Origin of the sequence: Streptococcus sp. HMSC034B03, assembly GCF_001838575.1 — a bacterium.
In the GTDB taxonomy this organism is placed as follows: Bacteria; Bacillota; Bacilli; order Lactobacillales; family Streptococcaceae; genus Streptococcus; species Streptococcus anginosus.
Genome location: NZ_KV837619.1, coordinates 56,489 through 79,418 on the forward strand (window position 1 = coordinate 56,489; position 22,930 = coordinate 79,418).

General features: G+C 39.8%; 20 protein-coding genes. All 20 read right to left on the reverse strand.

The features are described 5' to 3' along the window. Positions 1–6: 6 nt before the first annotated feature. Positions 7–1,245 carry an MFS transporter gene (locus HMPREF2634_RS00325; protein WP_057489633.1) on the reverse strand — a complete coding sequence of 413 codons (1,239 nt, stop codon included), beginning with the start codon at positions 1,243–1,245 and terminating at the stop codon, positions 7–9. Between the two features lie 262 nt (positions 1,246–1,507). Continuing rightward, positions 1,508–4,687, reverse strand: coding sequence for a carbamoyl-phosphate synthase large subunit (carB, locus tag HMPREF2634_RS00330; RefSeq protein WP_003024837.1), 3,180 nt, complete (start codon positions 4,685–4,687; stop codon positions 1,508–1,510). 27 nt (positions 4,688–4,714) lie between these two features. After that, entirely contained in the window at positions 4,715–5,803 is a 1,089-nt protein-coding gene (locus HMPREF2634_RS00335) for a carbamoyl phosphate synthase small subunit (RefSeq protein ID WP_003024839.1), read from the reverse strand. Between the two features lie 38 nt (positions 5,804–5,841). After that, entirely contained in the window at positions 5,842–6,765 is a 924-nt protein-coding gene (locus tag HMPREF2634_RS00340) for an aspartate carbamoyltransferase catalytic subunit (protein WP_003024841.1), read from the reverse strand. A 58-nt stretch (positions 6,766–6,823) separates the two neighbouring features. Beyond that, entirely contained in the window at positions 6,824–8,092 is a 1,269-nt protein-coding gene (locus HMPREF2634_RS00345) for a uracil-xanthine permease family protein (protein WP_003024843.1), read from the reverse strand. Positions 8,093–8,096: 4 nt separating this feature from the next. Beyond that, entirely contained in the window at positions 8,097–8,618 is a 522-nt protein-coding gene (gene pyrR / locus HMPREF2634_RS00350; protein ID WP_021001608.1) for a bifunctional pyr operon transcriptional regulator/uracil phosphoribosyltransferase PyrR, read from the reverse strand. 281 nt (positions 8,619–8,899) lie between these two features. Then, a complete protein-coding gene (whiA, locus tag HMPREF2634_RS00355) occupies positions 8,900–9,811 on the reverse strand; it encodes a DNA-binding protein WhiA (RefSeq protein WP_021001607.1) in 912 nt (303 codons plus the stop codon). Next, entirely contained in the window at positions 9,808–10,785 is a 978-nt protein-coding gene (locus HMPREF2634_RS00360) for a YvcK family protein (RefSeq protein WP_021001606.1), read from the reverse strand. The genes whiA and HMPREF2634_RS00360 overlap by 4 nt, the downstream gene beginning before the upstream one ends. After that, positions 10,782–11,672 (reverse strand): RNase adapter RapZ, encoded by an 891-nt coding sequence (gene rapZ / locus HMPREF2634_RS00365; protein WP_021001605.1) that lies wholly within the window; start codon positions 11,670–11,672, stop codon positions 10,782–10,784. Before rapZ ends, HMPREF2634_RS00360 begins: the two co-directional genes overlap by 4 nt. Before the next feature lie 151 nt (positions 11,673–11,823). Further along, positions 11,824–12,246 carry a nucleoside-diphosphate kinase gene (ndk, locus tag HMPREF2634_RS00370; protein ID WP_070836094.1) on the reverse strand — a complete coding sequence of 141 codons (423 nt, stop codon included), beginning with the start codon at positions 12,244–12,246 and terminating at the stop codon, positions 11,824–11,826. Positions 12,247–12,324: 78 nt separating this feature from the next. Then, complete coding sequence (locus HMPREF2634_RS00375) at positions 12,325–13,275, reverse strand: CPBP family intramembrane glutamic endopeptidase (protein WP_051148116.1); 951 nt, start codon at positions 13,273–13,275, stop codon at positions 12,325–12,327. After that, positions 13,275–13,913, reverse strand: a complete 639-nt coding sequence (locus HMPREF2634_RS00380) for a TIGR01906 family membrane protein (protein ID WP_021001602.1) — start codon at positions 13,911–13,913, stop codon at positions 13,275–13,277. The genes HMPREF2634_RS00375 and HMPREF2634_RS00380 overlap by 1 nt, the downstream gene beginning before the upstream one ends. After that, the gene (locus HMPREF2634_RS00385; protein WP_021001601.1) at positions 13,903–14,676 is read right to left on the reverse strand and encodes a TIGR01457 family HAD-type hydrolase; all 774 of its coding nucleotides are present in this window, start codon (positions 14,674–14,676) and stop codon (positions 13,903–13,905) included. Before HMPREF2634_RS00385 ends, HMPREF2634_RS00380 begins: the two co-directional genes overlap by 11 nt. A 22-nt stretch (positions 14,677–14,698) precedes the next feature. Beyond that, the gene (locus tag HMPREF2634_RS00390) at positions 14,699–15,430 is read right to left on the reverse strand and encodes an acyl-[acyl-carrier-protein] thioesterase (protein WP_003024864.1); all 732 of its coding nucleotides are present in this window, start codon (positions 15,428–15,430) and stop codon (positions 14,699–14,701) included. Between the two features lie 3 nt (positions 15,431–15,433). After that, complete coding sequence (gene hemW / locus HMPREF2634_RS00395) at positions 15,434–16,564, reverse strand: radical SAM family heme chaperone HemW (RefSeq protein ID WP_003024867.1); 1,131 nt, start codon at positions 16,562–16,564, stop codon at positions 15,434–15,436. Between the two features lie 124 nt (positions 16,565–16,688). After that, complete coding sequence (locus HMPREF2634_RS00400; protein ID WP_070836096.1) at positions 16,689–18,329, reverse strand: hypothetical protein; 1,641 nt, start codon at positions 18,327–18,329, stop codon at positions 16,689–16,691. Next, the gene (locus tag HMPREF2634_RS00405; protein WP_070836098.1) at positions 18,319–19,062 is read right to left on the reverse strand and encodes an ABC transporter ATP-binding protein; all 744 of its coding nucleotides are present in this window, start codon (positions 19,060–19,062) and stop codon (positions 18,319–18,321) included. The genes HMPREF2634_RS00400 and HMPREF2634_RS00405 overlap by 11 nt, the downstream gene beginning before the upstream one ends. Positions 19,063–19,191: 129 nt before the next feature. Further along, positions 19,192–19,737, reverse strand: coding sequence for a DUF1697 domain-containing protein (locus HMPREF2634_RS00410; protein ID WP_021001598.1), 546 nt, complete (start codon positions 19,735–19,737; stop codon positions 19,192–19,194). A 30-nt stretch (positions 19,738–19,767) separates the two neighbouring features. Continuing rightward, entirely contained in the window at positions 19,768–21,756 is a 1,989-nt protein-coding gene (uvrB, locus tag HMPREF2634_RS00415) for an excinuclease ABC subunit UvrB (protein WP_021001597.1), read from the reverse strand. A 90-nt stretch (positions 21,757–21,846) separates the two neighbouring features. Continuing rightward, positions 21,847–22,806: a CPBP family intramembrane glutamic endopeptidase gene (locus HMPREF2634_RS00420; RefSeq protein WP_003024878.1), complete on the reverse strand. Its 960-nt coding sequence runs from the start codon at positions 22,804–22,806 to the stop codon at positions 21,847–21,849. Positions 22,807–22,930 lie beyond the last annotated feature (124 nt).

The following is a 22,930-nucleotide window of genomic DNA, read 5'->3' on the forward strand; positions in this document are numbered from 1 at the left end:
GGTATACTACGCTTCTTTTGCGACTAATTCTTCTCCTAACAGTGAGTAACGTTCTGCTTTTAAATTCTTAATCGTCCACAAGGCAGCAAAGCTAATCAAATAAAGGCTTGCTAGGAAAATCATGACCATTGAAACGCTCGAGATATCTAAAATTTTCCCAATAATCACAGATGAAAATCCTCCAATTGCTCGGCCAACATTTAAGATGACATTATTAGCTGTGGAGCGAATGTGAGCCGGATACAATCTCGTAATCATCGCGCCATAACCAGCAAACATACCGTTTACAAAGAAGCCGACAATCGCACCACCGACAATCATGGCTGGCATTGAATTGGCGAATTGGAAGAGGTAAACACACATAGAAGAAGCTAAAAGAAAGATTGAATAAACAAATCTTGGTCCCCATTTATCAAGGATTTGACCGAAAGTGAGCATTCCCAGACACATTCCCAAAATCGTTGAGACCATCCAAAGTGAGGAATCTTTTACAGAAATATGCAGGCTTGTTTGGATAATGGTTGGAAGCCAGTTCATCATCCCAAAATACCCAGCAATTTGTACCGTCGTCATGACCATTAGTGCTACCGTCTGAGCTGTTAGAGCTGGTGTTTTAAACAATTCGCTCATTTTAATAGGCTGGCGTTCTTTTGCCGTTGATTTCACATTGCCATTATCTCGAATATGGTCATCGTCAATCGCTAATATCATCCACAAAACCAAGGCAATAGGCGCAAGTCCAAAGAGGAAAAGGCCTTTCCAGCCAAGTGCCGGTGCCAGCCAACCTGCTAACAGCGCTGAAGTAATGGAACCGATTTGACCTGCAATTCCGTTTAGAGATGAAATGCGTCCCATTTTTCCAACAGGAACAATTCCTGCCATGATCGCAATGGCAACTCCATACTCTCCGCCAACACCTATCCCAGCAATGAAACGCATGAGATAGAGATAATAAATATTTTGCGTAAAGTAAATCAGCCCTGTCGCTAATGAAAAAATAACAATCGTCCATTTAAAAACTTTGAACTTGTGATAACGGTCAGCCAGTATGCCAAAGAGCAAACCACCAACCAACATTCCTAGATTGGTAATCGTCGCAATCCAGCCACCTTGGGCCCCTGTAACGCCCAATTCTGAAATGATAGACGACATCGAAAAAGCTAAGAACATGACATTTAAGTCGTCTGTTCCTGATGCAACAATTGCAGCAACTAATGCTCGCTTATTATTTTTGTCTAAAGACATGCACATTCTCCTTAATCGTAGCTCACAGACTACATTTATTAATTGAATACAGCCTTAAAAATCAAAAAGCTCAGGAAATCCTGAGCCAAAAGTTTACAGCAAAATAGTAGATTAGCGCACTAATCCATTTTAACGATTACTTTTATGCCTCACAGGACATGATTAAAGTTGTATTTAATTGTATTAAGTATAAGATAGATAAATAGATTTGTCAAGAGCTTTTAAAAAAAGAACTTAATATCATGACAAAAAGAATACCGCTCTAAATTGCTTCTGTCATAAAGCTACGACTTTCTAAAACCTTTAGCATGGCATCAGCTGTATCAAGTGCTGTAAATAGCGGCACTCCATGCTCAATGGCTGATTGACGGATAGCCTGACCGTGTTCATCTGCTGTTCGTTTCGTTCCGACTGTATTGATAATCGCCTGAACCTTACCTTTGCGAACAAAGGCAGGAATGTCATTACGATCATCTGTACCGATTTTTTCAACCAATTGCGCTTGAATATCATTTTCTTTAAAGAATTTAGCAGTACCTTCCGTGGCTAAAATACTGTAACCAATATTTGAGAAGCGACGTGCTAACGCCAATGCTTCTTCTTTAGTATCATCAGCAATGGTAAAAATGACATTACCAAAAGCAGGAAGGTGGAAATAAGATGCTTCAAAAGCTTTATAAAGCGCTTTTTCAAGAGTTGAATCAGTCCCCATGACTTCGCCTGTAGATTTCATCTCAGGTCCTAAAAGACTGTCAACCTTAGCTAACTTGGTGAAGGAAAAGACTGGAGCTTTAACATGAACATTTTGACTTTCTGGATAAAGACCGTCTTCATACCCTAGCTCCGCCAAAGTTTGACCTAAAATCAGTTGAGTTGCCACCTGTGCCATAGGAATATTTGTCACTTTCGACAAGAATGGCACCGTCCGGCTAGCACGAGGATTGACCTCAATGACATAAACCTTCTCATCTTTGATGACAAACTGAATGTTCATCATACCGATACAGTGAAGTCCGATAGCCAATTTCTTAGTATAATCGGCGATAGTCTGCTGCACTTGAACAGATAAGGTTTGCGGAGGATAAACAGCCATAGAATCACCTGAGTGAACTCCAGCCCGTTCAATATGCTCCATAATCCCTGGAATCAAGACCTGACGACCGTCTGAAATAGCATCTACCTCACATTCCTTACCGACAATGTAAGAGTCCACCAACACCGGATGATCAGGGCTAGCCTTGACAGCAGTTCGCATATAAGAACGAAGATCTACTTCATTCTCGACAATTTCCATAGCCCGACCGCCCAGAACGTAGGACGGACGAACCAAAACAGGAAAACCAATCTTACGAGCAGCTGCTACCGCTTCTTCTTCATTCGTCGCTGTCTGACCTGGTGGCTGCGGAATATTCAAATCCTTAAGAGCCTGTTCAAACAAATCACGATCTTCTGCACGGTCAAGGTCAGCTACTTGAGTACCTAAAATTTTCACACCAGCTTTTGACAATGGCTCAGCTAGATTAATAGCGGTTTGTCCACCGAACTGAACGATAACTCCCTTAGGTTTTTCCAGTTCAATGACATTCATGACATCTTCAAAAGTCAAGGGTTCAAAGTAAAGCTTATCAGAAACCGAAAAATCTGTTGAGACCGTTTCAGGATTACTATTCATAATAATAGCTTCATAGCCAGTTGCTTGAATAGCCTTGACCGAGTGCACGGTCGCATAGTCAAATTCTACTCCTTGACCAATCCGAATAGGTCCAGATCCCAACACTAGAACAGACTCTTTTTCTGACTTGATTGATTCATTTTCAAAAGCATAAGTAGAATAAAAATATGGTGTGCTTGATTCAAACTCAGCTGCACAGGTATCAACCATTTTATAAACTGGAAGAACCTGCTCTTCTTTACGAAATTGACATACTTCTTCTGCTGTCGTTTTCCAAAGCTGAGCTAACTTAGTATCTGCAAAGCCGTTTTGCTTAGCCTGCCTAAGCAGATTTGCATCTCCAATATGAGTCATTAACTCCTGCTCTAATTCATGGATGTGAAGTAACTTATCCAGAAAGAACAAATCAATCTTGGTTAGTTTTGCAATTTCTTCGATATCATAGCCACGGCGGATTGCTTCAGATATATAGAAAAGACGATCATCCTGAGCTTTGACGACCTTTTCCAGTAAATCATCATCTGCCACTAGATTTAGTTCTGGCATTTCATTATGATCAACACCAATTTCCAGAGAACGACAGGCTTTGAGCAAACTTTCTTCGATATTACGTCCAATAGCCATGACTTCTCCTGTTGCTTTCATTTGCGTTCCCAGATGACGTTCTCCATGTTCAAATTTATCAAAAGGAAAACGTGGAATTTTAGCCACCACATAATCCAGAGCCGGTTCAAACATGGCATAAGTTGTGCCTGTGACCGGATTGATAACTTCATCTAGCGTCAAGCCAATGGCGATTTTTGCAGCCAATTTAGCAATAGGGTAGCCTGTAGCTTTAGAAGCTAAGGCAGACGAACGAGACACGCGCGGATTGACTTCAATGACATAGTAATTAAAGCTATGTGGATCCAATGCCAATTGAACATTACAGCCGCCTTCGATTTTTAGAGCGCGAATAATTTTCAAGCTAGCATCCCGCAACATTTGATTTTCATAATCCGAAATAGTTTGCGTTGGTGCAAAGACAATGGAATCGCCTGTGTGTACACCTACTGGATCAAAATTTTCCATATTGCAGACCACCAAAGCATTGTCAGCTGCATCGCGCATAACTTCGTACTCAATTTCTTTGAAACCAGCAATAGAGCGCTCAATCAAACACTGAGTCACCGGAGATAATTTCAGCCCATTCTCTGCAATCTCTCGCAATTCCTCCTCATTGGCACACATTCCGCCTCCAGTTCCCCCTAAGGTAAAGGCTGGGCGAACAATGACTGGGTAGCCTATTTTCGCTGCAAAGTCCACTGCTTCTTCAACTGTATTTACAATTTCAGATTCCGGAATAGGCTGTTTCAGCTCTTCCATAAGCTGCTTGAACAAATCACGATCCTCAGCTTGGTCAATAGCCGACAGCTTGGTTCCCAAAAGTTCGACACCCAGTTCATCCAAGATACCTTCTTTAGATAATTCCATTGCCATATTGAGACCTGTTTGCCCACCCAAAGTCGGTAGAAGTGCATCTGGTCGCTCTTTCCGTAAAATTCTTGTGACAAATTCCAGCGTGATTGGCTCAATATAAACCTTATCAGCAATTTCCTTATCTGTCATAATGGTTGCAGGATTGGAATTAACTAAAACGACCGTGTAGCCCTCTTCTTTCAAAGACAAGCAAGCCTGTGTTCCTGCATAATCAAACTCAGCAGCCTGTCCAATGACAATGGGACCAGAGCCAATCACCATAATTTTCTGAATATCTGTACGTTTTGGCATGTCTTTCTCCTATTTCTAATCCATTGCTCAAAATGAACTATGCTGTTGTTTAAAAGCATCAATCATTTCCATAAACTCATCAAAGAGATAACTGGCATCATGCGGTCCTGGTGCAGCATCAGGATGAAATTGCACTGAAAAAGCAGGGAAAAACCGATGCCGCACACCTTCAATAGATTTGTCGTTGATTTCCTCATATGTAATCAGCAACTCGCTCGGAAAATTTTCCCGACTAACAGCATAACCATGATTTTGGCTGGTAAAATCAATTCGCCCTGTCGCAATCTCTCTGACAGCATGATTAAAACCACGGTGACCAAATTTCATTTTATAAGTCTGCGCTCCATTAGCCTTACAAAAAAGTTGATGTCCCATGCAGATACCAAAAAGAGGAATTTTACCTTGAATCCCTCGAATCATGTCTAGCACTTGCGGTACATCATCTGGATTACCTGGACCGTTGGATAACATGACACCGTCAGGATGAAGATTGAGAATGTCTGCTGCACTTGTGTCATAGGGAACAACTGTCACATTACAATTGCGTGCCGCTAATTCGCGAAGAATTGAATGTTTCAATCCAAAATCAACTAACACAATGCTAGGACCTGAACCCGGTGCTGGATACGATGTTTTCGTTGAAACTTGTTTGATATTATCAGTCGGCAAAACAGTTGCTTTCAACTGATCTTGTAGATGCACCATTTGGTCGCCCACATTGGCTAGTGTTGCTTTCATCGTTCCATGCTGCCGAATGATTTTCGTCAATGCCCGCGTATCAATACCAGCAATTCCTGGAATTTTTTTGACTTTTAAAAACTCGTCTAGGGTCATCTGATTGCGCCAATTGCTCGCTCGGCGTGCCCACTCATAAACGACCACTCCCTTGCAAGTGGGAGTGATCGATTCATAGTCGTCGCGGTTGATTCCATAATTTCCGATTAACGGATAAGTGAAAGTCAAGATTTGCCCATTGTAAGACTGATCCGTAATAGATTCTTGGTAGCCAGTCATACCTGTATTAAAGACGATTTCTCCAGTCACATCTATATCAGCCCCGAATGCCTCTCCTTCAAATACTGTATCATCTTCCAGAATTAACAAGCGTTTTTCCATTTTCCCCTCCGTTTGTTCTTACAGCAATACCTTAGTGTCTATTGCTCTTTTCGTCCATTTAAAACAGACTCAATAATTGCCATACGGACAAATACACCATTTGTCATTTGCTCTACAATCCGCGATTTTGGAGCTTCTACCAGATGATCTGCAATTTCAACATCGCGATTGACTGGAGCTGGATGCATGATGATGGCTGTATCCTTCAATCTGTCATATCGTTCCTGTGTTAGACCATGCATTTTATGGTAATTTTCTTTTGAAAAGAGTGAATCATCATCATGGCGCTCGTGCTGCACGCGCAGAAGCATTAAGACGTCTACTTGGTCAACGACTTCATCAAGTGTGACAAATTGCCCATAATCTGCAAATTCTTCACTTCTCCATACTTCTGGACCTGCAAAATAAAGTTCTGCACCCAGACGCTTCAAGATTTGCATATTTGACTTCGCCACACGCGAATGATCTAAGTCGCCTGCAATCGCAATCTTCAAGCCATCAAAATGTCCAAACTCTTGATAAATGGTCATCAAATCTAGCAAACTTTGACTCGGATGTTGTCCAGAGCCATCACCACCATTCACAATTGAAGTTGTAATCGTTGGACTTTCAACTAATTCCTTGTAATAGTCCACTTCTGGATGACGAATGACACAGACATCCACTCCGAGCGCTGACATGGTTAAAATCGTATCATATAAGGTCTCTCCTTTGTTGATAGAGCTGGTCTTTGAATCAAAATCCAACAGGTCACAACCTAGCTTTAATTCCGCTACTTCAAAGGCTTTATGTGTTCGCGTAGAGGGCTCAAAGAAGAGATTAGCGATAATATGTTGTTCATCATAATGAGCTTTCGCTCCATTTTTAAATTCAATGCCACGTTTGATTAAACTTAAGACTTCCTCATTGGTAAGAGTTTCCATAGAGACAACATTTTTAAGAGCGATTTGATTAGATAACATGGTGTATTTCTCCTTTTATTAGATACGGCGTTTCTTTCAATAAAGTTAAGAATTCAAACTAATTTTTAGGTTCTGGCAAGATAAGATAGAGCACAATTCCAAGAACCGTTGACAAGGCGACCCCTGAAATTTGCAGACCTGAAAGTTGAAGCGTTAATCCTCCAATCCCAGCGACTAAGATCACACTAGCAATCAACAGATTTTTCTTATTGTCAAAGTCCGTTTGCTTTTCAATTAAAATTTTCAAACCACTAGAAGCGATGACTCCAAAGAGCGCAATAGAAATACCGCCTAGAACTGGAGTTGGAATGGATTGTAAGAGTGCCGATACTTTTCCGACAAAACTCATCACAATCGCAAGTACTGCTGCACCTGCAATAACATAAACGCTATAGATTTTATTGAGAGCCATCACACCGATATTTTCACCGTAACTCGTTACTGGTGGCGCACCGAAAATCCCAGCGATAACTTGTGCAAGACCATCTCCGGCAAGAGTTTTATCCAATCCTGGGTCTTTAAAGAAATCTTTTCCGGTCAAGCTATTCAATACCATAACATGACCAAAGTGCTCTGTCATAGTTACAAAGGCAATTGGAGCCATTGTTAAAATCGCACTTGGATAAAATTTTACATTATAGTCTAAGAAAGGAAGGTGCATAGGTGGGACATGGAACCATGAAGCTTGAGAGACTTTTGCAAAGGAAATAATTTCTTCTCCTGTTACCGCTCCAAGAATGAGCGCGAAGACATATCCGACAATCAAGCCTAACAGCACTGGAATAATTCCAACAATCTTTTTACCATAGATATTAAAGAGGATGACTGCAAAGAGAGTGACAATTCCAATGATGAAATAAGTTAAATTGTATTTACCATCTTTTAACATGACATCATTTACAGCTGTGCTTGCTAGGCTTAGTCCGATAACCATAATGATTGGTCCTACCACAACTGGCGGCAAAATCTTATCAATCCAAGCATTCCCAGCGAACTTCACAATAAGAGCTACAATGAAGTAAACCAAACCACCTGTAATGGCACCTTGAGCGACTGCTGCGATACCGTCTGTTTTCATCAACATTTGCATAGCTGCGATATAAGCGAAACTAGACCCCATATAAGCTGGCACTTTGTACTTGGTAACTGTTAAATGCGCTAAGGTTCCTAGACCGCTTGAAAACAAGGCAACTGCTGGGTCAATTCCAACCAGAATTGGAACAAGAACCGTTGCCCCAAACATGGCAAACAAATGCTGAAAGGATAATCCTACAAGCAAACCAGGTTTTGGCATATCGTGTACATCATATTTCACATCTTGACTCATTTTCTTATAACTCCTCCGCAATCAAGACACGGTCTTGACCATCCTGTTCTACCATTTCCACAATAATCTCTTCTGTTCGGCTTGTCGGAATATTTTTTCCAACATAATCTGCTCGAATCGGCAACTCACGATGCCCACGATCTACTAAAACAGCCAAGCTCACGCGTGATGGACGTCCCAAGCTAACTAGGTTATCAATAGCAGCACGAATGGTGCGTCCTGTATAGAGCACATCATCCACCAAGATAACTTCACGGTCTGTAATATCAACTGGAACATGTGTCGTATCTTCTTCCACTTTAAAGTCATCGCGGAATGGCTTGGTATCCAACTCACCGATAGGCACATCAATCTTTTCGATCTGTGCCAATCGTTCTTGAATCCGCTGTGCAATGTATACACCCCGTGTTTTGATACCAATTAAGACAATCTTGTCTAGTTCTTTGTTGCGCTCAATGATTTCATAAGTGATCCGTGTAATGGCACGTTTCATTGTCAAACCATCGACAACTTCTTTTGTTTTCATGGAAAACCTCCCGCATAAAAAAGATAAAAGAAAAAGTCTCCTTCACAAGGAGACTTCAGAAAATCTAGGTAAGCACAGAGAAACTACTAACAGCCTCACTGTGCTACACCATCTTATACTTTGACTCCTTGTCTGCCTCACAGGACAGATTTAAAGGATTATTTAATTTTTATAACTATATCACATTTTTTGAAAATATTCAAGAGAAAACTGTAAAGTTTTCACGGAAATTCTCAAATTGATTCCACCTATAATATATAAGTCACATTTCTTTGCATTTTCTACAACTCATTTGCGATTTTATTGATTTTCCTCAAGCGATGATTGACACCACTTTTCGTCAAAGGCTTACTAAGACTTTCTGCCAACTGCTGGATAGAATAATCCGGATGATTGACACGCAGATAAGCTACCTCTTGCAAATCAACTGGCAAACTTTCTAAACCAACTGTATCAATAATCTTGCCAATATTGTGAATGGTCCTCATACTAGCCGTCACCGTTCGAGCAATATTCGCCGTTTCCGCATTATTCGTCCGATTCAGATCATTTCTAGCCTCTCGCAAGACCTTGACCGACTCAAACTCAGTCATCGCTTCCATAGCCCCAATCACAATCAAAAAGTCCATAATGTCCTCAGCTCGCTGCAGATAGGTCACTGAGCCTTTTTTGCGCTCAATTGTCTTGGCATCCAATAAAAATTTTCGCATCAAGGCTGCTAAATCCTCCGCATGGTCAGAATAGACCGACAAGATTTCCAGCTGATATTTCCCAGAATCTGGATCACGCATACTGCCAGTTGACAAAAAAGCTCCCCGCAAATAAGCTCGGCTCGCTTCATCATCTGATAAAATAGCTTGGTCAATGCCTGCTTCAATCCCAAAAAAGGAGTCTGCCAAATGTAAATCGGCTAAAATTTGTTCCACACCTTCGTCTAAAAAAACAGTATAAACACGGTTTTTACGAAGATTCGCTTTTTGATGATGACGAATATCCGATTTGACTTGATAAAAAGCTGCCAACAATTCATAAATGTGACGAGCGATTTTTGCATTTCCTGTCGTAATAGACAATGTTAAGCCTTGACTAGAAATTCCTAAACTGCCTGACATCTTAATGATAGCAGATAATTCTGTTTTATCTTTTTTGCCTAGACCAAGCAGTTCTTCTTTCACTTTAATGGTAAAACTCATTTGCGCACCCGTATAATCTGCATGAGTTCATCTACGACTGATTCACCATCATGAAAGGCTCCGCCATTTTCCAAGCGAAGAAAATTAGACGAAATGACACGAGGAACTTGTTTTTTCAAACCTTTAAAATCATGCTCAACCTGCACCAAATACTCATCAAATTTATTAGAATTCATATACTTTTGAGGAACTTCCTCAATATTCACCAAAACAGTATCAATAAATCGTTTTCCTAAATGTCGATGCAAAACAGCCACGTGGTCACTATCTGTGAAATGCTCAGTTTCACCACGCTGGGTCATAATATTGCAGACATAGGCAATCTCCGCCTTGGTTTCTAAAAGAGCTTGTCCAATTTCTTCAATCATCATATTGGGTAAGATAGAGGTAAACAATGACCCTGGTCCCAAAACAACCATATCACTTTCTAAAATCGTCTCTACCACTTTGCGACTAGCAGTTGGTTTTTGGTCATTATAGGTATTGGTCACATAAACCCGCTCAATCATACCTTGGTGTTCTGCAAGATGACTTTCTCCAGCGACCTCACTTCCGTCTGCAAAAACAGCATGAAGCGTTAAAGGTGTATCACAAGACGGATAAATTTTGCCAGTCGTGTGGAAAAACTTAGTCAGTAGCTGCATAGCATTGTAAGTCGACCCCTGCATTTCTGAAATACCTGCAATAATCAAGTTCCCAAGTGGATGTCCAGCTAAAGCACCATCTTCTTCCGCAAAGCGATATTGAAAAACTTTTTCATAAAAGCGCGGCATGTCCGATAAAGCTACCAAAACATTTCGCAAATCACCAGGTGGTGTTAATTGTTGAATGTTTTTTCGCAATTCCCCCGAACTTCCTCCGTCATCAGCGACCGTCACAATAGCAGCAATGTCTACATCTTTCTTACGTAAACTGTCCAAAATGACCGAAATTCCGGTTCCACCACCAATAACAGCAATCTTCGGTCTCCTCATGAACGATTCACCGTTTCCTTTCTGCGGTCTTTGTCTCGATGTGATGAATGAACGGTCCATTCGCTTGCCAAATCATCTGCTAGACGTTGTGCAAAAGCCACACTTCTGTGTTGACCGCCTGTACAACCAACCGCAATTGTTAAAACAGATTTCCCCTCTTTTTTATAGCCGGGTAAAATCGGTTTGATAAGAGCCACTAAGTGCTGATAAAATTCTTCTGACTCCGTATGATTCATCACATAATCATAAACTGGTTTATCAAGTCCTGTTTGATTGCGAAGTTCTGGTTGGTAATATGGATTTGGTAAAAAACGTACATCAAAAACAAGGTCGGCATCTAGCGGAATACCATATTTAAAGCCAAAACTCACCACTTCAATGCGAAACGATTGAAGCTTTGTCTGATCTGAAAAATGTTCAGAAATGGTTTTACGCAGTGCACGCGGTGTTAATTCGGTCGTATCTACTACATTTTGACTCATGTTTTTCAACGGTGCCAGTAACTCACGTTCTAGCTTAATCCCGTCTAAAATACGACCGTCTGCTGCTAAGGGGTGGCTGCGACGCGTTTCTTTATAACGAGCAACCAATTCCGTATCTGCCGCATCTAAAAACAAAATCTTAAAATCAAGTCCAGCGTTACTTTCAATCTCATCTAGAACTTTCTGAATCTCAGAAAAGAAGGAACGACTGCGCATATCTACAACCATAGCAATCTTGTCATTGTCTTGCGTTGTTTCGATCAACTGCAAAAATTTAGGAACAAGTGTAGGAGGCATATTGTCAATCGTAAAATAGCCTAAATCTTCAAAAGACTGGATGGCCACGGTCTTTCCCGCTCCACTCATTCCCGTCACGATAACCAAATGAATTTGTTTGTCTGACATATTTCCTCCTTGATAAAACAATCAATTTCCAGTATATTAAAACATTTCCAATTCCTTTTTATTATAACACACCCAGTACAATTCGGATAGTAAAAAAGAGAGAACAAAAGCAATCACTATCTGTACTCTCTCGAATTTATACTACTATGTTTTAATGATTACCAAACCAAAGCGCAATTTCCCGTTTGGCAGACTCTTTAGAATCTGAACCGTGAACAACATTTCGAATCGTTTCACCAGCTTCAGCTGCTTGTGCAAAATCTCCGCGAATAGTTCCCGGTAGAGCTTCTTCCGGACGAGTAGCGCCCATCATGTGACGCCAACCTGAAATCACTTGGCTTCCCGATAAAACACCGATAATCACAGATCCGCTTGTCATATAATCACGGATTGAAGGATAAAAATCTTTCGCTAACAGGGCTTCATAATGCTGATCAATTAACTCATTTGAAACATTGGTTCTCATTTCCAAACGTTCGATTTTGTAACCACGTTGTTCTACGCGCTTCAGTACTTCTCCAACCAAGCCACGTTTTACGCCGTCTGGTTTTATAATAAAAAATGTTTGTTCCATGATTGACACGCTCCTCTTTTGTTACCCTTATTTTATCATAAATGAAAGAAAGTTGAAAGTCCTTTCAAAAATCTTCTTTCACAAATGACTTATCAAGGTCAAAGATGTTAAAAACATGAAGATTGTAAAAATCCAGAACCAAACAGAACGAAAAGCTTGCCTATAGGCCCCTGGAAATGAACGATTTTCTTGTACATACATTTTTATGTCTGCTTTGTTTTTAATCAGGAAAATTACTGCGACACTTGCACCGACTAGCAGGATAAATAAGTGTAAGAGACCACCTATATCGTCCGGCAAAAACGAATACAAATAAGTTAAACCATCTCCAATGACCAAATTATTAAAAACGTGGAAAACCATTGCCCAGAGAATTGAATACTCCAAGGTCACATAAGAGAAGATAATTCCAACAAAAGCCGCAAAAAAGAACTGCGGGATATTTCCATGAAATAAACCAAATATGAGGGAAGACATCAAAATCGCAAAGACTTTTCCATATTTTTCAAATGTTCGTAAGCCTGCCCCGCGAAAAATCAATTCTTCTGAAACAGGACCGAAAAAACCTGCATACAAAAACATCGTTACACTATCTGAGCCTGCGGAAGCTGATTCAATGGCTTTAAATAAGCTAAATCCAAAGATATTCAACACTGCTTCGAATATTTGATTAAAGAGTACAAAACCTAATTGACCCAGAAGTAAGAATGATAAAACTATCCCAAACGTTTTTGGCATCATGACCCTTTTCTGCGTTCGTAAATCAGACTTAAATAATTTTCCATCCCGATACAACCAAAAGATAAATACTCCTGCACAAACAGCAATTAGATAATAGCTGCCATCGCGTGACATAAAACTTTCCGTTGCTTTTTGGATTCTCTCAAGATTTCCGGGATAACGAATCGCTTGAAACAAAGTTACAATCGTTTGGTAGATTAAGCTAATCATTGTCATGACGAAAACATAAATCAGACACAAAGCAGAAAATAAACTAACATCTTTTCGCACTTGCTGATTGGCTGACATCATTTTTCCTCCTTCTTCAAATAGATTTTTCGACTCCACAAGTATAACCCCACAGCAAAGCCTTCATAAAGAACAAAAAACAAAAGAAAGGCGTGGAGGAAAAATTCTTCTGGTAATATCCAAATGACAGGATCTTTAGCAGGGTCAAATAACCAAGTATTATCCCCAACAAATAAAATATGATGAAAGAGAGTAAAAAACGCATCAAAGCCAATCCCCAGCGCCACACCAGCAATTACAATAGGCAACCAAATAATAGCTAAAATCGCTTTGGAAAAGACAGATAGGTATCTTTTTTTTATAATGTTTTTTGCAAACAAACAAACCGCTGGTAAGGTTGCTAGAAAAGCGACTTGCGCCAGATGAAAAAGATATTTCACGACTTGAAAATGGTGCAGACCTGCTGCTGATGAGCGAAAATCAGGCATGGAGAGCTTTTGCTGAAATGGATTGGTTAGGTAATTCATCAAAATATTGAAATTGTGCTGAATGGTTGCAGATTTGAGGTAAACTTGATTTTCTAAATGCAACCAAGAAATTTCCAAAGGATAAAACAGCCAAGTCAGATAAATGGTCAACAAAATAGCTACTGCTAAAAAGCAGAGCATACTCAGCCAAAAGGTCAGTTTAATGCGCATCGAAATCCCACTCCGCTAGGCTAGAAAGTACATAATCTGGTTGGATTGGCAAGCCTGGCACTTCTTCTGGTTTCGTAAAGCCAGTTGTCACCAGAAGCGTAGGGATACCATTGTCAATCCCAGCCCGAATGTCCGTCAGGTAATTATCCCCAACCATTATCACTTCTTGCCGCGGTAGTCCTAGATGCTCAACCGCCTTTTCCATGATAATTGCATTTGGCTTCCCGATATAAACAGGTTTCACACGAGTTGCTACTTCAATGAGAGTAATAATCGATCCTGCTCCAGGCATGAGACCGCGCTCCGTTGGAATATTAAGATCTGGATTGGTTCCTACGAAATGAGCTCCCTTTTGAATAGCTAACGTAGCAATTGACAATTTTTCATAGTCCACTTCCCAATCCAATCCCACGACTACATAATCTGGATTATCCGTATCTTCAACATAACCAGCTTCTGCAATGGCTTGCTTAAGTCCTACATCACCGATAACGTAGACTTTCTTGCCTAAATTTTTATCATTTAAGTAGTCAACGGTTGCTAAAGTCGCTGTATAAATCGTTTCAATCGGCGTTTCAACATTGAATTGTTCCGCTAGCATCGTTTGAACAGTCTCAGGAGTACGTGTTGTATTGTTCGTCACAAATAAATATGGAATGTTGCGCCGTTGTAGTTCGTGAACAAAATCTTCACCCGCAGGAATACGGTCTTTTCCTCTATAAATCGTTCCGTCTAAATCAATTAAATATCCTTTGTAGGTCATACTTCTCTTTCTATTGTTTCTCTTATGAAATTTCTTGCCAAGTTACCATAGCTTGTGCATTGGTATCACCATCGCTGGAAATCTGATGATTGCTCTCTAATCCATTCAAATCATAACTAGAGGTAATCTGCCCGCCAGGTCGTACTTCCTTGACATACTTGAGGTGAACTTTTTTGGGAACGTGTTTCATGAGAAAATCAGCTCCCATAACTTCAAAAATCCAGTCCAAATACTTGCTGTTGTTGACATGACCATTCATGTCTAAATCATAAAACCGAACATGATAATCTTTACTGGTCGAATCTTTCAGTTCTGGATATTTTGGACCACGAATCAACTTTTTAGAAAATTCTGCTTCATAAGGTGCGACAATCTTTGGCTCTACAGCATGCACTTTTCGACTGTCTCTGTCCATAAGGACAAAGGTAGCCATCATTTCAATCACGGCAACATCATTTTCATCAAAAACGGTAAAACGACGATAACAAAAGAGACGATTATAGGAAAGCGCTTCTGTTTCAATCGTCATTTCTTCACCAAATTTAGGTAGCCGTACCACATCGATATCATAGTCAGTAATAATCCAGACCAGATTGTATTTCTCCAGCATATCCTGGTCGCTAATCCCCAAGTCAATAGACTGCAAACCTGATACCTGTAAGGACAGCAAAATGACATCAGGCAACTTGATATGACCATTCATATCCGCCATGTCAAACGGAATTTTCATTTTCGTTTGATAAGTTAAACCCATAATTTACTCCAATATAAATTTCTCTGCGACCGTATCACCCAAAAATAGACCCTTTTTAGTCATACGAACGATTTCTTTGTCAGGTACTAAGAGTCCTTGCTCAATAAGTTCTGTTACTACATGACCGTACTGCCGATCAAAAGAAACACCAAATTTTTCTTCAAAACGCTTTTTAGAAACACCTGACTTTTTGCGCAAGCCCAGAAACATTTCTTCTTCCATCATCTCTTGCTTACTCAGATGTTCCTCATTCACACGCGCATTGCCTTTTTCAACCGCCTCTAAATAATGACGAATCGGACCATGATTCTTGTAGCGAACCCCATTGACATAACCAGAAGCCCCTGCCCCAATACCAAAATATTCCGCATTATCCCAGTACATGAGATTGTGTTGGCTCTCAAAACCTGGCTTAGAAAAGTTAGAAATCTCATAGTGTTCAAACCCAGCTTTTTCCAACTCCTCAATGATATACTCAAACATCTCTGCTTCCAAGTCCTCTTTCGGTAAAGGAAGCTTTCCACGCCGCATCCGGTTCATAAAAACCGTGTGATTTTCTAGAATTAAGCTATAAAGACTCATGTGAGGGATGTCTAGTGCAATGGCCTTGGCCACATTTTCCCGCACGTTGTCCATGGTCTGCTTGGGCAGTGCATAGATCAAATCAATCGAGATATTGTCAAATCCAGCCAGCTTCAGATTGGCGATGTTCTCATAGATATCTTTTTCTAAATGACTTCGGCCAATTTGCTTGAGCATGCGATCGTCAAAAGTCTGAACACCCAAAGACACTCGGTTAACAGCCGAATCTTTTAAAACAGCAATCTTGTCCGGATCCAAATCTCCTGGATTAGCCTCAATCGTTAGCTCTTCTAAAGATGATAAATCCAAACTTTTCGTCAGCTCTGCTAGCAAAAATTCTAATTGAGTGGGGGACAGAGACGTTGGCGTCCCACCACCAATATAGAGCGTTCGCAACTTTTTTATATCATAAGCTCTATACTCCTGAATCAAATGCTCTAAGTAAGCATCAACAGGCTGATTTTTGATAAAAACTTTGGAAAAGTCACAATAATAACAAATTTGAGTACAAAATGGAATGTGTACATAAGCAGAAGTTGGTTTGGTGTACATAGTATTTATTATAGCATAAATTTAGTATATAGATGTTTCAAAGCGCACATAAAAATTTATAGGCTCTTATCAATATATTCTTGCTAAGCAATAAAAACATAGTAAGTATTCAAAAACTTTCAGCTTAATTTTCTACTTCAGCTTGAACTTTTTTCAAATAATGATTTGTCAGTAAAAATGCCATCATTGCAAGAGCAATCAGAAAAGTACTTGCTAACAAATAGCCCACTAAATCTGGTGATACCAAAATGAAATAAGCGCTCACTGCAATAATGATTATGTAAATAATCATAGCAACAATGCCCAAAATCATCTTTAGTGAATTATTCTCACGATTAAATAATTCCGTCACATTCGACCAATTGGTCACTAGCAAACGTTTATCACGATGATATCCCCAAGCACTCCATGCTAAACAAGTCAATGTCCAAGCGATTAGCATCAATAGAATAGCAATAAGTTGTACACCAACCACAAATGAAAAGATTGCTAACAAAATGAATGGTAAAATGGATTGAATGACAAATAAATTCCAAAACTTAAATTTAAGATAACGTGCCATATCAAAGGGTAATACTTTCAAATAATCATAATTTTCACGTTCAAGTGAAATGCCAATTCCTGTTAAATTTGCTCCACCTGTATTTAAACTTGCTACAAATGTTGCTATCAACATCAGTGGAAAAGCAAATCTTGTTGTCAAATAAGGAGAAATCATTTCACTATTCTGCATAAAACTAGCCATCAACGGAATTAGAATAAAATAAGGTAACACACTAGGCATCAAAAGAGTTTGTAATAAGACGGAGCCATCACTGATTAGGTTTAATTGATAGCGCAACACAAACTGCGGAAAGTTCCTAAGTCCATTCATCTTGAAAATTTTCGTTCGTTTTTGTCTATTGACCGTTGCTGTTGTAGTCATTGCAGCTTCATAAAATTCTGGTAAAACCTTTCGCTTAACAATTATAAATAATATAACAGCTACGACTACCCAAGCTCCCATTCCCAGCAAGGAATTCAAAGCAAAAGGTTGCATACTGAAAGCATGAAAAATCGTCATTGGCGGAAAATAAGCAAGTTGATCTTGCAATATTGCGTTTTTAACGTTAGAGTTATTTTGCAAATTCACCAATAAAATCGCACCAAAAGCCATTATTGTAGCAAGAGCCAGTAAAATATTAGAGGCAAGCTTTTTATATTTCCTAAAAATAGTTGTTTTCGTAATAAAATGAACACCAACCAAAAGAAGGAAAATAAGTGTCGAAAACAGTACTCCTAACGAAATAAGCAGAATAGGGATTGCAAGCCAGATTGGTTGACCTGATTGCATTTGCAAACCAATAAAGTAAATAACAATGGGAAACACTCCCATTAAAGTAGTTAAAAGAACAGAAAATCCTTTCCCAACCATAATTTCGCTCTCACTAAAGGCATAAGGTCGGTAAGCTTGCAAGTCTTTACTTTCATAAAAAACATTGTAAAAGGAAAGAAATCCCTGTGCAAAGATGAATAGATAAAAGACGCTGACAAAATTCGAAAATAGCCCTGGATTCTGAGCAAGTGGTAAAAAAGCACCCTGTACACCAAATATACAAGCATACAAAATTCCAGCATAGAGATAGTTCATCACTAGATTTCTAGCAACATTTCCTTTTTTCTTTGGATTTTTTTGCTGTTTTTTACGATAACTAGAAAGCCTAGTTGATTGCGTCGTATAAATGATATTTGCATGAATGAGGGAGCGAATCGCTTTAAGACGCATCAGGACTCACCTCTTCTCTACGACCTGCCAAACTGAGGTAAATACTTTCTAATGATTTTTCAGGATGTTGACCTTTCAATTCCTCAATCGTACCGTAAAACAACAATTCTCCCTTTTTGAGAATGGCAATACGGTCACACAATTGCTCTGCCACTTCTAAAACATGGGTTGAGAACAAAACAGTATTCCCTTTATCTGCATGCTCTCGCATCATTTGCTTAAGGTCAAAAGCCGCCTGCGGATCCAAACCAGTTAAAGGCTCATCCAACACCCAGATATCTGGATCAGATAAAAGAGCACCAATGACAAATACTTTTTGTCGCATTCCATGTGAAAACGATTCAATAACTTCATAGCGATGAGCTGTAAAATCAAATAATTCCAGTAGATCCGTTAAACGTTTCTCATAATCTGAAGGACTCATATCATAAGAAGTTCCAACCAATTCCCAGAATTCATTTGCTGTCAGACGTAAAAACAAATCTGGCGAATCAGCTACATAACCAATTTTCTTCTTGATTTCCAACCGATTAGCTGCTAATTCCTTGCCATCCACAAAAATCTGACCATGCGTTGGATTAATCACACTAACCAATGATTTAATCGTTGTTGATTTTCCAGCACCATTGTGTCCAATTAATCCTACAATTTCTCCACTCTGAAGCATTAAATTCAGATGATTCAACGCTATCTTGTCATCGTACACTTTTGTAACATCCTTAAATTCAATCATAAATTCTCCTATCTATTGAATGTTTTCAGCATGATGAAAATAAAAGTAAAAACTCTTTTTCTTTATTCAAACATATATATTCATTAACAATTTATTATTAGTTTTCCAAAAAAACAAAATAATGCCTCTTTAACTAGTATCTGCCAACTCCAAAATCTTCTGAAAGGTTTTCGCATTTCGAATAGTCAAAGACTTGTAAAAGCTGGATATGAGTAGTTTCTTGTGGTAGTTGGATTTGAGGTAGTCAGCCTGGTCGCTATTTCTGTAAAAGAAGGCTGTCTGACCAAAATGCAGTAGCTCCTTATCACTTGCCCAGCTCCTCGCCTCTGCCTCTATCAACTCGCGATTAGCTCCCGGCAGGTAAAAGAGGACATCGCGCCGATAGGCTGCCTCACCCTGCCACCAAATAGGCAGTTTTGCCATTTCTTCTTGGAGAATAGCAGAGCTAATCAGGACAAAAGGGATGGGAAAGTCATAGGACCGGCTGAAATAAGCCGTCAAAATCTCCCGAATCCTCTCCTCCTGCTCCTCACTGTCAAAAAAGAGAGCGCCACTGTTGATGTAGGAAACCGGATTATCAAAGCTCAGCTCCGCCAAATCGACCTTCAGGTCAGACACAATGACCTTGTTTTTTCCACCGACATTGATGCCACGGAGTAAGAGAATGTAACGCATTCTTCTTCCCTTTTTGCTTTGTTTATCTTTCTAATCCACCGCCTTAATCTCCAAAATCATATCGCGAATTTGAGCGGCAAGTTCGAAATCCAAAAGACCAGCCGCTTCTTGCATTTGTCCCTCTAGTTTCTTAATCATATCTTTACGTTCCTGCTTGTTAAGACTTTCAATATCTACCACTTCTTCCTTGTCTGGTAGAGCAGATTTTGTCACACTGATTAGGTCACGGATTTCTTTCTGGATTGTTTGCGGTACAATACCATGTTCTTCATTATAAGCCATTTGAATCTGACGACGACGGGCGGTTTCATCCATAGCTTTTTGCATGGAATCTGTGATCGTGTCAGCATACATGATGACGTGGCCTTCACTATTACGGGCAGCTCGACCAATGGTTTGGATTAAACCACGCTCATTGCGTAAGAAGCCTTCCTTATCTGCATCAAGAATGGCAACCAGACTAACCTCTGGCACATCAATCCCCTCACGCAACAGGTTAATCCCGACTAAAACATCAAAGACACCTAACCGCAGGTCGCGGATAATTTCTGTCCGCTCTAGAGTCTTGATATCTGAGTGCATATACTTGACCTTGACACCCATTTCCTTGAAGTAGTCGGTCAAATCCTCCGCCATTTTCTTGGTTAAAGTCGTAATAAAAGTCCGCTCATTCTTTTCAGCACGTGCGTTAATTTCGCCTAAAAGATCATCTATTTGTCCCATAGTCGGACGCACTTCGACTTCTGGATCCAGCAGACCAGTTGGTCGAATAATTTGCTCAATCACCGTATCCGTTTGCTCCCGCTCATAGTCGCCCGGTGTCGCAGATACATAGACAATCTGATGAACATGACTTTCAAACTCTTCCCGACGTAGCGGGCGATTGTCCAAAGCTGATGGCAGACGGAAGCCGTAATTAACCAACATTTCCTTTCGTGAACGGTCACCATTATACATCCCCTTAATCTGGCCCATAGTCATGTGACTTTCGTCAATCATAATCAAAAAATCATCTGGAAAGAAATCCAAGAGTGTATAAGGTGGCTCACCTTCACTCCGTCCGTCCATGTGACGAGAATAATTCTCTACACCATTCGTGTAGCCCATTTCGCGTAGCATTTCAATATCATAATCCGTTCTTTGCTTCAACCGCTGAGCTTCTAAAAGTTTCCCTTCTCTTTCAAAAAAGGCTAGTTGTTCTTCTAATTCCGCTTGAATCTTGCCAATAGCAATCTCCATATTTTCGTCATTGGTCATAAAGTGAGTGGCAGGAAAAATAGCTAAATGGTCTACTTCGCCCAACACTTGACCTGTCAATGCTTCCACTTCTCGAATGCGGTCAATTTCATCACCGAAAAATTCCACCCGAAAGGCATGTTCATCGCGAGAAGCTGGGAAGATTTCCACAACATCGCCACGCACACGAAATTTTCCCCGCTGAAAGTCAATATCATTGCGCTCAAATTGAATATCAACCAAATCATTGAGAAGTTGATCCCGTGAAATCTCTAAACCAGGTCGCAGACTGACCACGCTATCGGAGTATTCCTTAGGCGAGCCCAAACCATAAATGCAGCTGACTGATGCCACAACAATCACATCGTTGCGCTCCAAGAGAGCCGAGGTTGCTGAGTGACGAAGTTTGTCAATCTCATCATTGACCGAGCTGTCCTTCTCAATATAGGTATCACTGGAAGGCACATAGGCTTCTGGTTGGTAATAGTCATAGTAAGACACAAAATACTCTACCGCATTGTCAGGAAAAAACTCCTTAAATTCACCATAGAGCTGACCAGCCAGAGTTTTATTATGAGCGATAACTAGGGTCGGTTTATTGACCTTTTGGATGACCTGACTCATAGTGTAGGTCTTCCCAGTTCCTGTCGCTCCCATGAGAATCTGAGCTTTCTCACCACCCTCTATATTATCCACTAATTGCTCAATCGCCTGTGGTTGATCTCCTGAAGGCTCATACTTGGAAACTAATTTAAATTTATTGTCCGTAATTCTATTTATCATTATTCTTTTCCTCTATACAATCTTCTCTTATTTTATCACAATTCTTAAAATATCACTGATTTAGGATAATAAGAAGCCCACCTAGTCAAACTAGGTGAGATGTGACTTTCTAAATTGCAATGCTGCTGGTAATTTATCTTCTTTTTTAAGAGACCAATACAGATAGAAAATGCTGAGAATTAACACCAGACTGGTGAAAATAGAACCTTCTGCACCAAAAGCCCCACCCGAAAGCCAGTCTACGTTGGATTTCGTATTGTAAGCAAAGACAGAAGCTTCTGCTCCCTGACCACTGACCTGAATACCATAAATGTTACCTTGAACAAAATTCCAAGCCCCGTGGATACCAGCCAGACCCCACATATTGTCTGTTTTTAGCATATAAAAACAAGTAAAAACACCATCAAGAATAATGTTGACAATTGAAAGAGGCGTCACACCAGGATTTAATAAATGGAGAGCACCAAATAGACTAGCAGAAATTAAAATACCGACCAAAATATTTGACTTAGCAGTAACCGTAGGAAATAGCCAACCACGCGTCACCAATTCTTCTGTTCCGCCTTGTAAAATCCAAAACGGAATCAGGGCGATAATAAAGAGAAAGGGCTCCAAACTAAGATGGTTGAGTTCTAACCTACCTAGACCTGTCAGCAAAAGCAAGACAACTATGAGGGAAAACTGTGCCGCTCCAATCAAAAAACCCTTTCCTAATTCTTTAAACCAATTTTCCTTAAAAAAACCAAGACTTGAAAAAGGTCTTTTTTCAACGCATTTCACCCAAAGAAAGAGAGCTAAAGAAATAAAGGAAAAGAGGAAGAGTTGGATGAAAATCATATAATGTGATATCAGTTCTTGTATCATTACAAAGCCCGCCCCAGAATGAACAAGGCCAAGCACAAGACCCAGCAGTATCGAAATTGGAACCAATACAAGCCCACCGACAATTTCACCTCCATAAACAAAAACAATCGAGAGGATAACGGCCAACCAAATAGGCGGAATGTAACGGGACTGTTTCACATTATCAAGCATACGAGATTTAAACATAAAATTTCCTTTCTATTTTTTATTATTATATCATATTTATTTTACGCAAATCAAAAAAGAAATTTTCGTCCATGTTATAAAATATAACATAAAAATGTGAAATATTTGCCTTTCGAAGATATTT

Coding starts and splice junctions, on each gene's coding strand:
- HMPREF2634_RS00410 (WP_021001598.1), bottom strand. CDS start 19,737: ATGCGTTACATTCTCTTACTCCGTGGCATCAATGTCGGTGGAAAAAAC.
- carB (WP_003024837.1), bottom strand. CDS start 4,687: ATGCCAAAACGTACAGATATTCAGAAAATTATGGTGATTGGCTCTGGT.
- HMPREF2634_RS00380 (WP_021001602.1), bottom strand. CDS start 13,913: ATGCGCATTAAACTGACCTTTTGGCTGAGTATGCTCTGCTTTTTAGCA.
- whiA (WP_021001607.1), bottom strand. CDS start 9,811: ATGAGTTTTACCATTAAAGTGAAAGAAGAACTGCTTGGTCTAGGCAAA.
- HMPREF2634_RS00335 (WP_003024839.1), bottom strand. CDS start 5,803: ATGGAAAAACGCTTGTTAATTCTGGAAGATGATACAGTATTTGAAGGA.
- hemW (WP_003024867.1), bottom strand. CDS start 16,564: ATGTACACCAAACCAACTTCTGCTTATGTACACATTCCATTTTGTACT.
- HMPREF2634_RS00340 (WP_003024841.1), bottom strand. CDS start 6,765: ATGTTATCTAATCAAATCGCTCTTAAAAATGTTGTCTCTATGGAAACT.
- HMPREF2634_RS00390 (WP_003024864.1), bottom strand. CDS start 15,430: ATGGGTTTAACTTATCAAACGAAAATGAAAATTCCGTTTGACATGGCG.
- uvrB (WP_021001597.1), bottom strand. CDS start 21,756: ATGATAAATAGAATTACGGACAATAAATTTAAATTAGTTTCCAAGTAT.
- HMPREF2634_RS00405 (WP_070836098.1), bottom strand. CDS start 19,062: ATGATTGAATTTAAGGATGTTACAAAAGTGTACGATGACAAGATAGCG.
- HMPREF2634_RS00345 (WP_003024843.1), bottom strand. CDS start 8,092: ATGAGTCAAGATGTGAAATATGATGTACACGATATGCCAAAACCTGGT.
- ndk (WP_070836094.1), bottom strand. CDS start 12,246: ATGGAACAAACATTTTTTATTATAAAACCAGACGGCGTAAAACGTGGC.
- HMPREF2634_RS00325 (WP_057489633.1), bottom strand. CDS start 1,245: ATGTCTTTAGACAAAAATAATAAGCGAGCATTAGTTGCTGCAATTGTT.
- HMPREF2634_RS00385 (WP_021001601.1), bottom strand. CDS start 14,676: ATGACCTACAAAGGATATTTAATTGATTTAGACGGAACGATTTATAGA.
- HMPREF2634_RS00375 (WP_051148116.1), bottom strand. CDS start 13,275: ATGTCAGCCAATCAGCAAGTGCGAAAAGATGTTAGTTTATTTTCTGCT.
- HMPREF2634_RS00360 (WP_021001606.1), bottom strand. CDS start 10,785: ATGAGGAGACCGAAGATTGCTGTTATTGGTGGTGGAACCGGAATTTCG.
- pyrR (WP_021001608.1), bottom strand. CDS start 8,618: ATGAAAACAAAAGAAGTTGTCGATGGTTTGACAATGAAACGTGCCATT.
- HMPREF2634_RS00400 (WP_070836096.1), bottom strand. CDS start 18,329: ATGCGTCTTAAAGCGATTCGCTCCCTCATTCATGCAAATATCATTTAT.
- rapZ (WP_021001605.1), bottom strand. CDS start 11,672: ATGTCAGACAAACAAATTCATTTGGTTATCGTGACGGGAATGAGTGGA.
- HMPREF2634_RS00420 (WP_003024878.1), bottom strand. CDS start 22,806: ATGTTTAAATCTCGTATGCTTGATAATGTGAAACAGTCCCGTTACATT.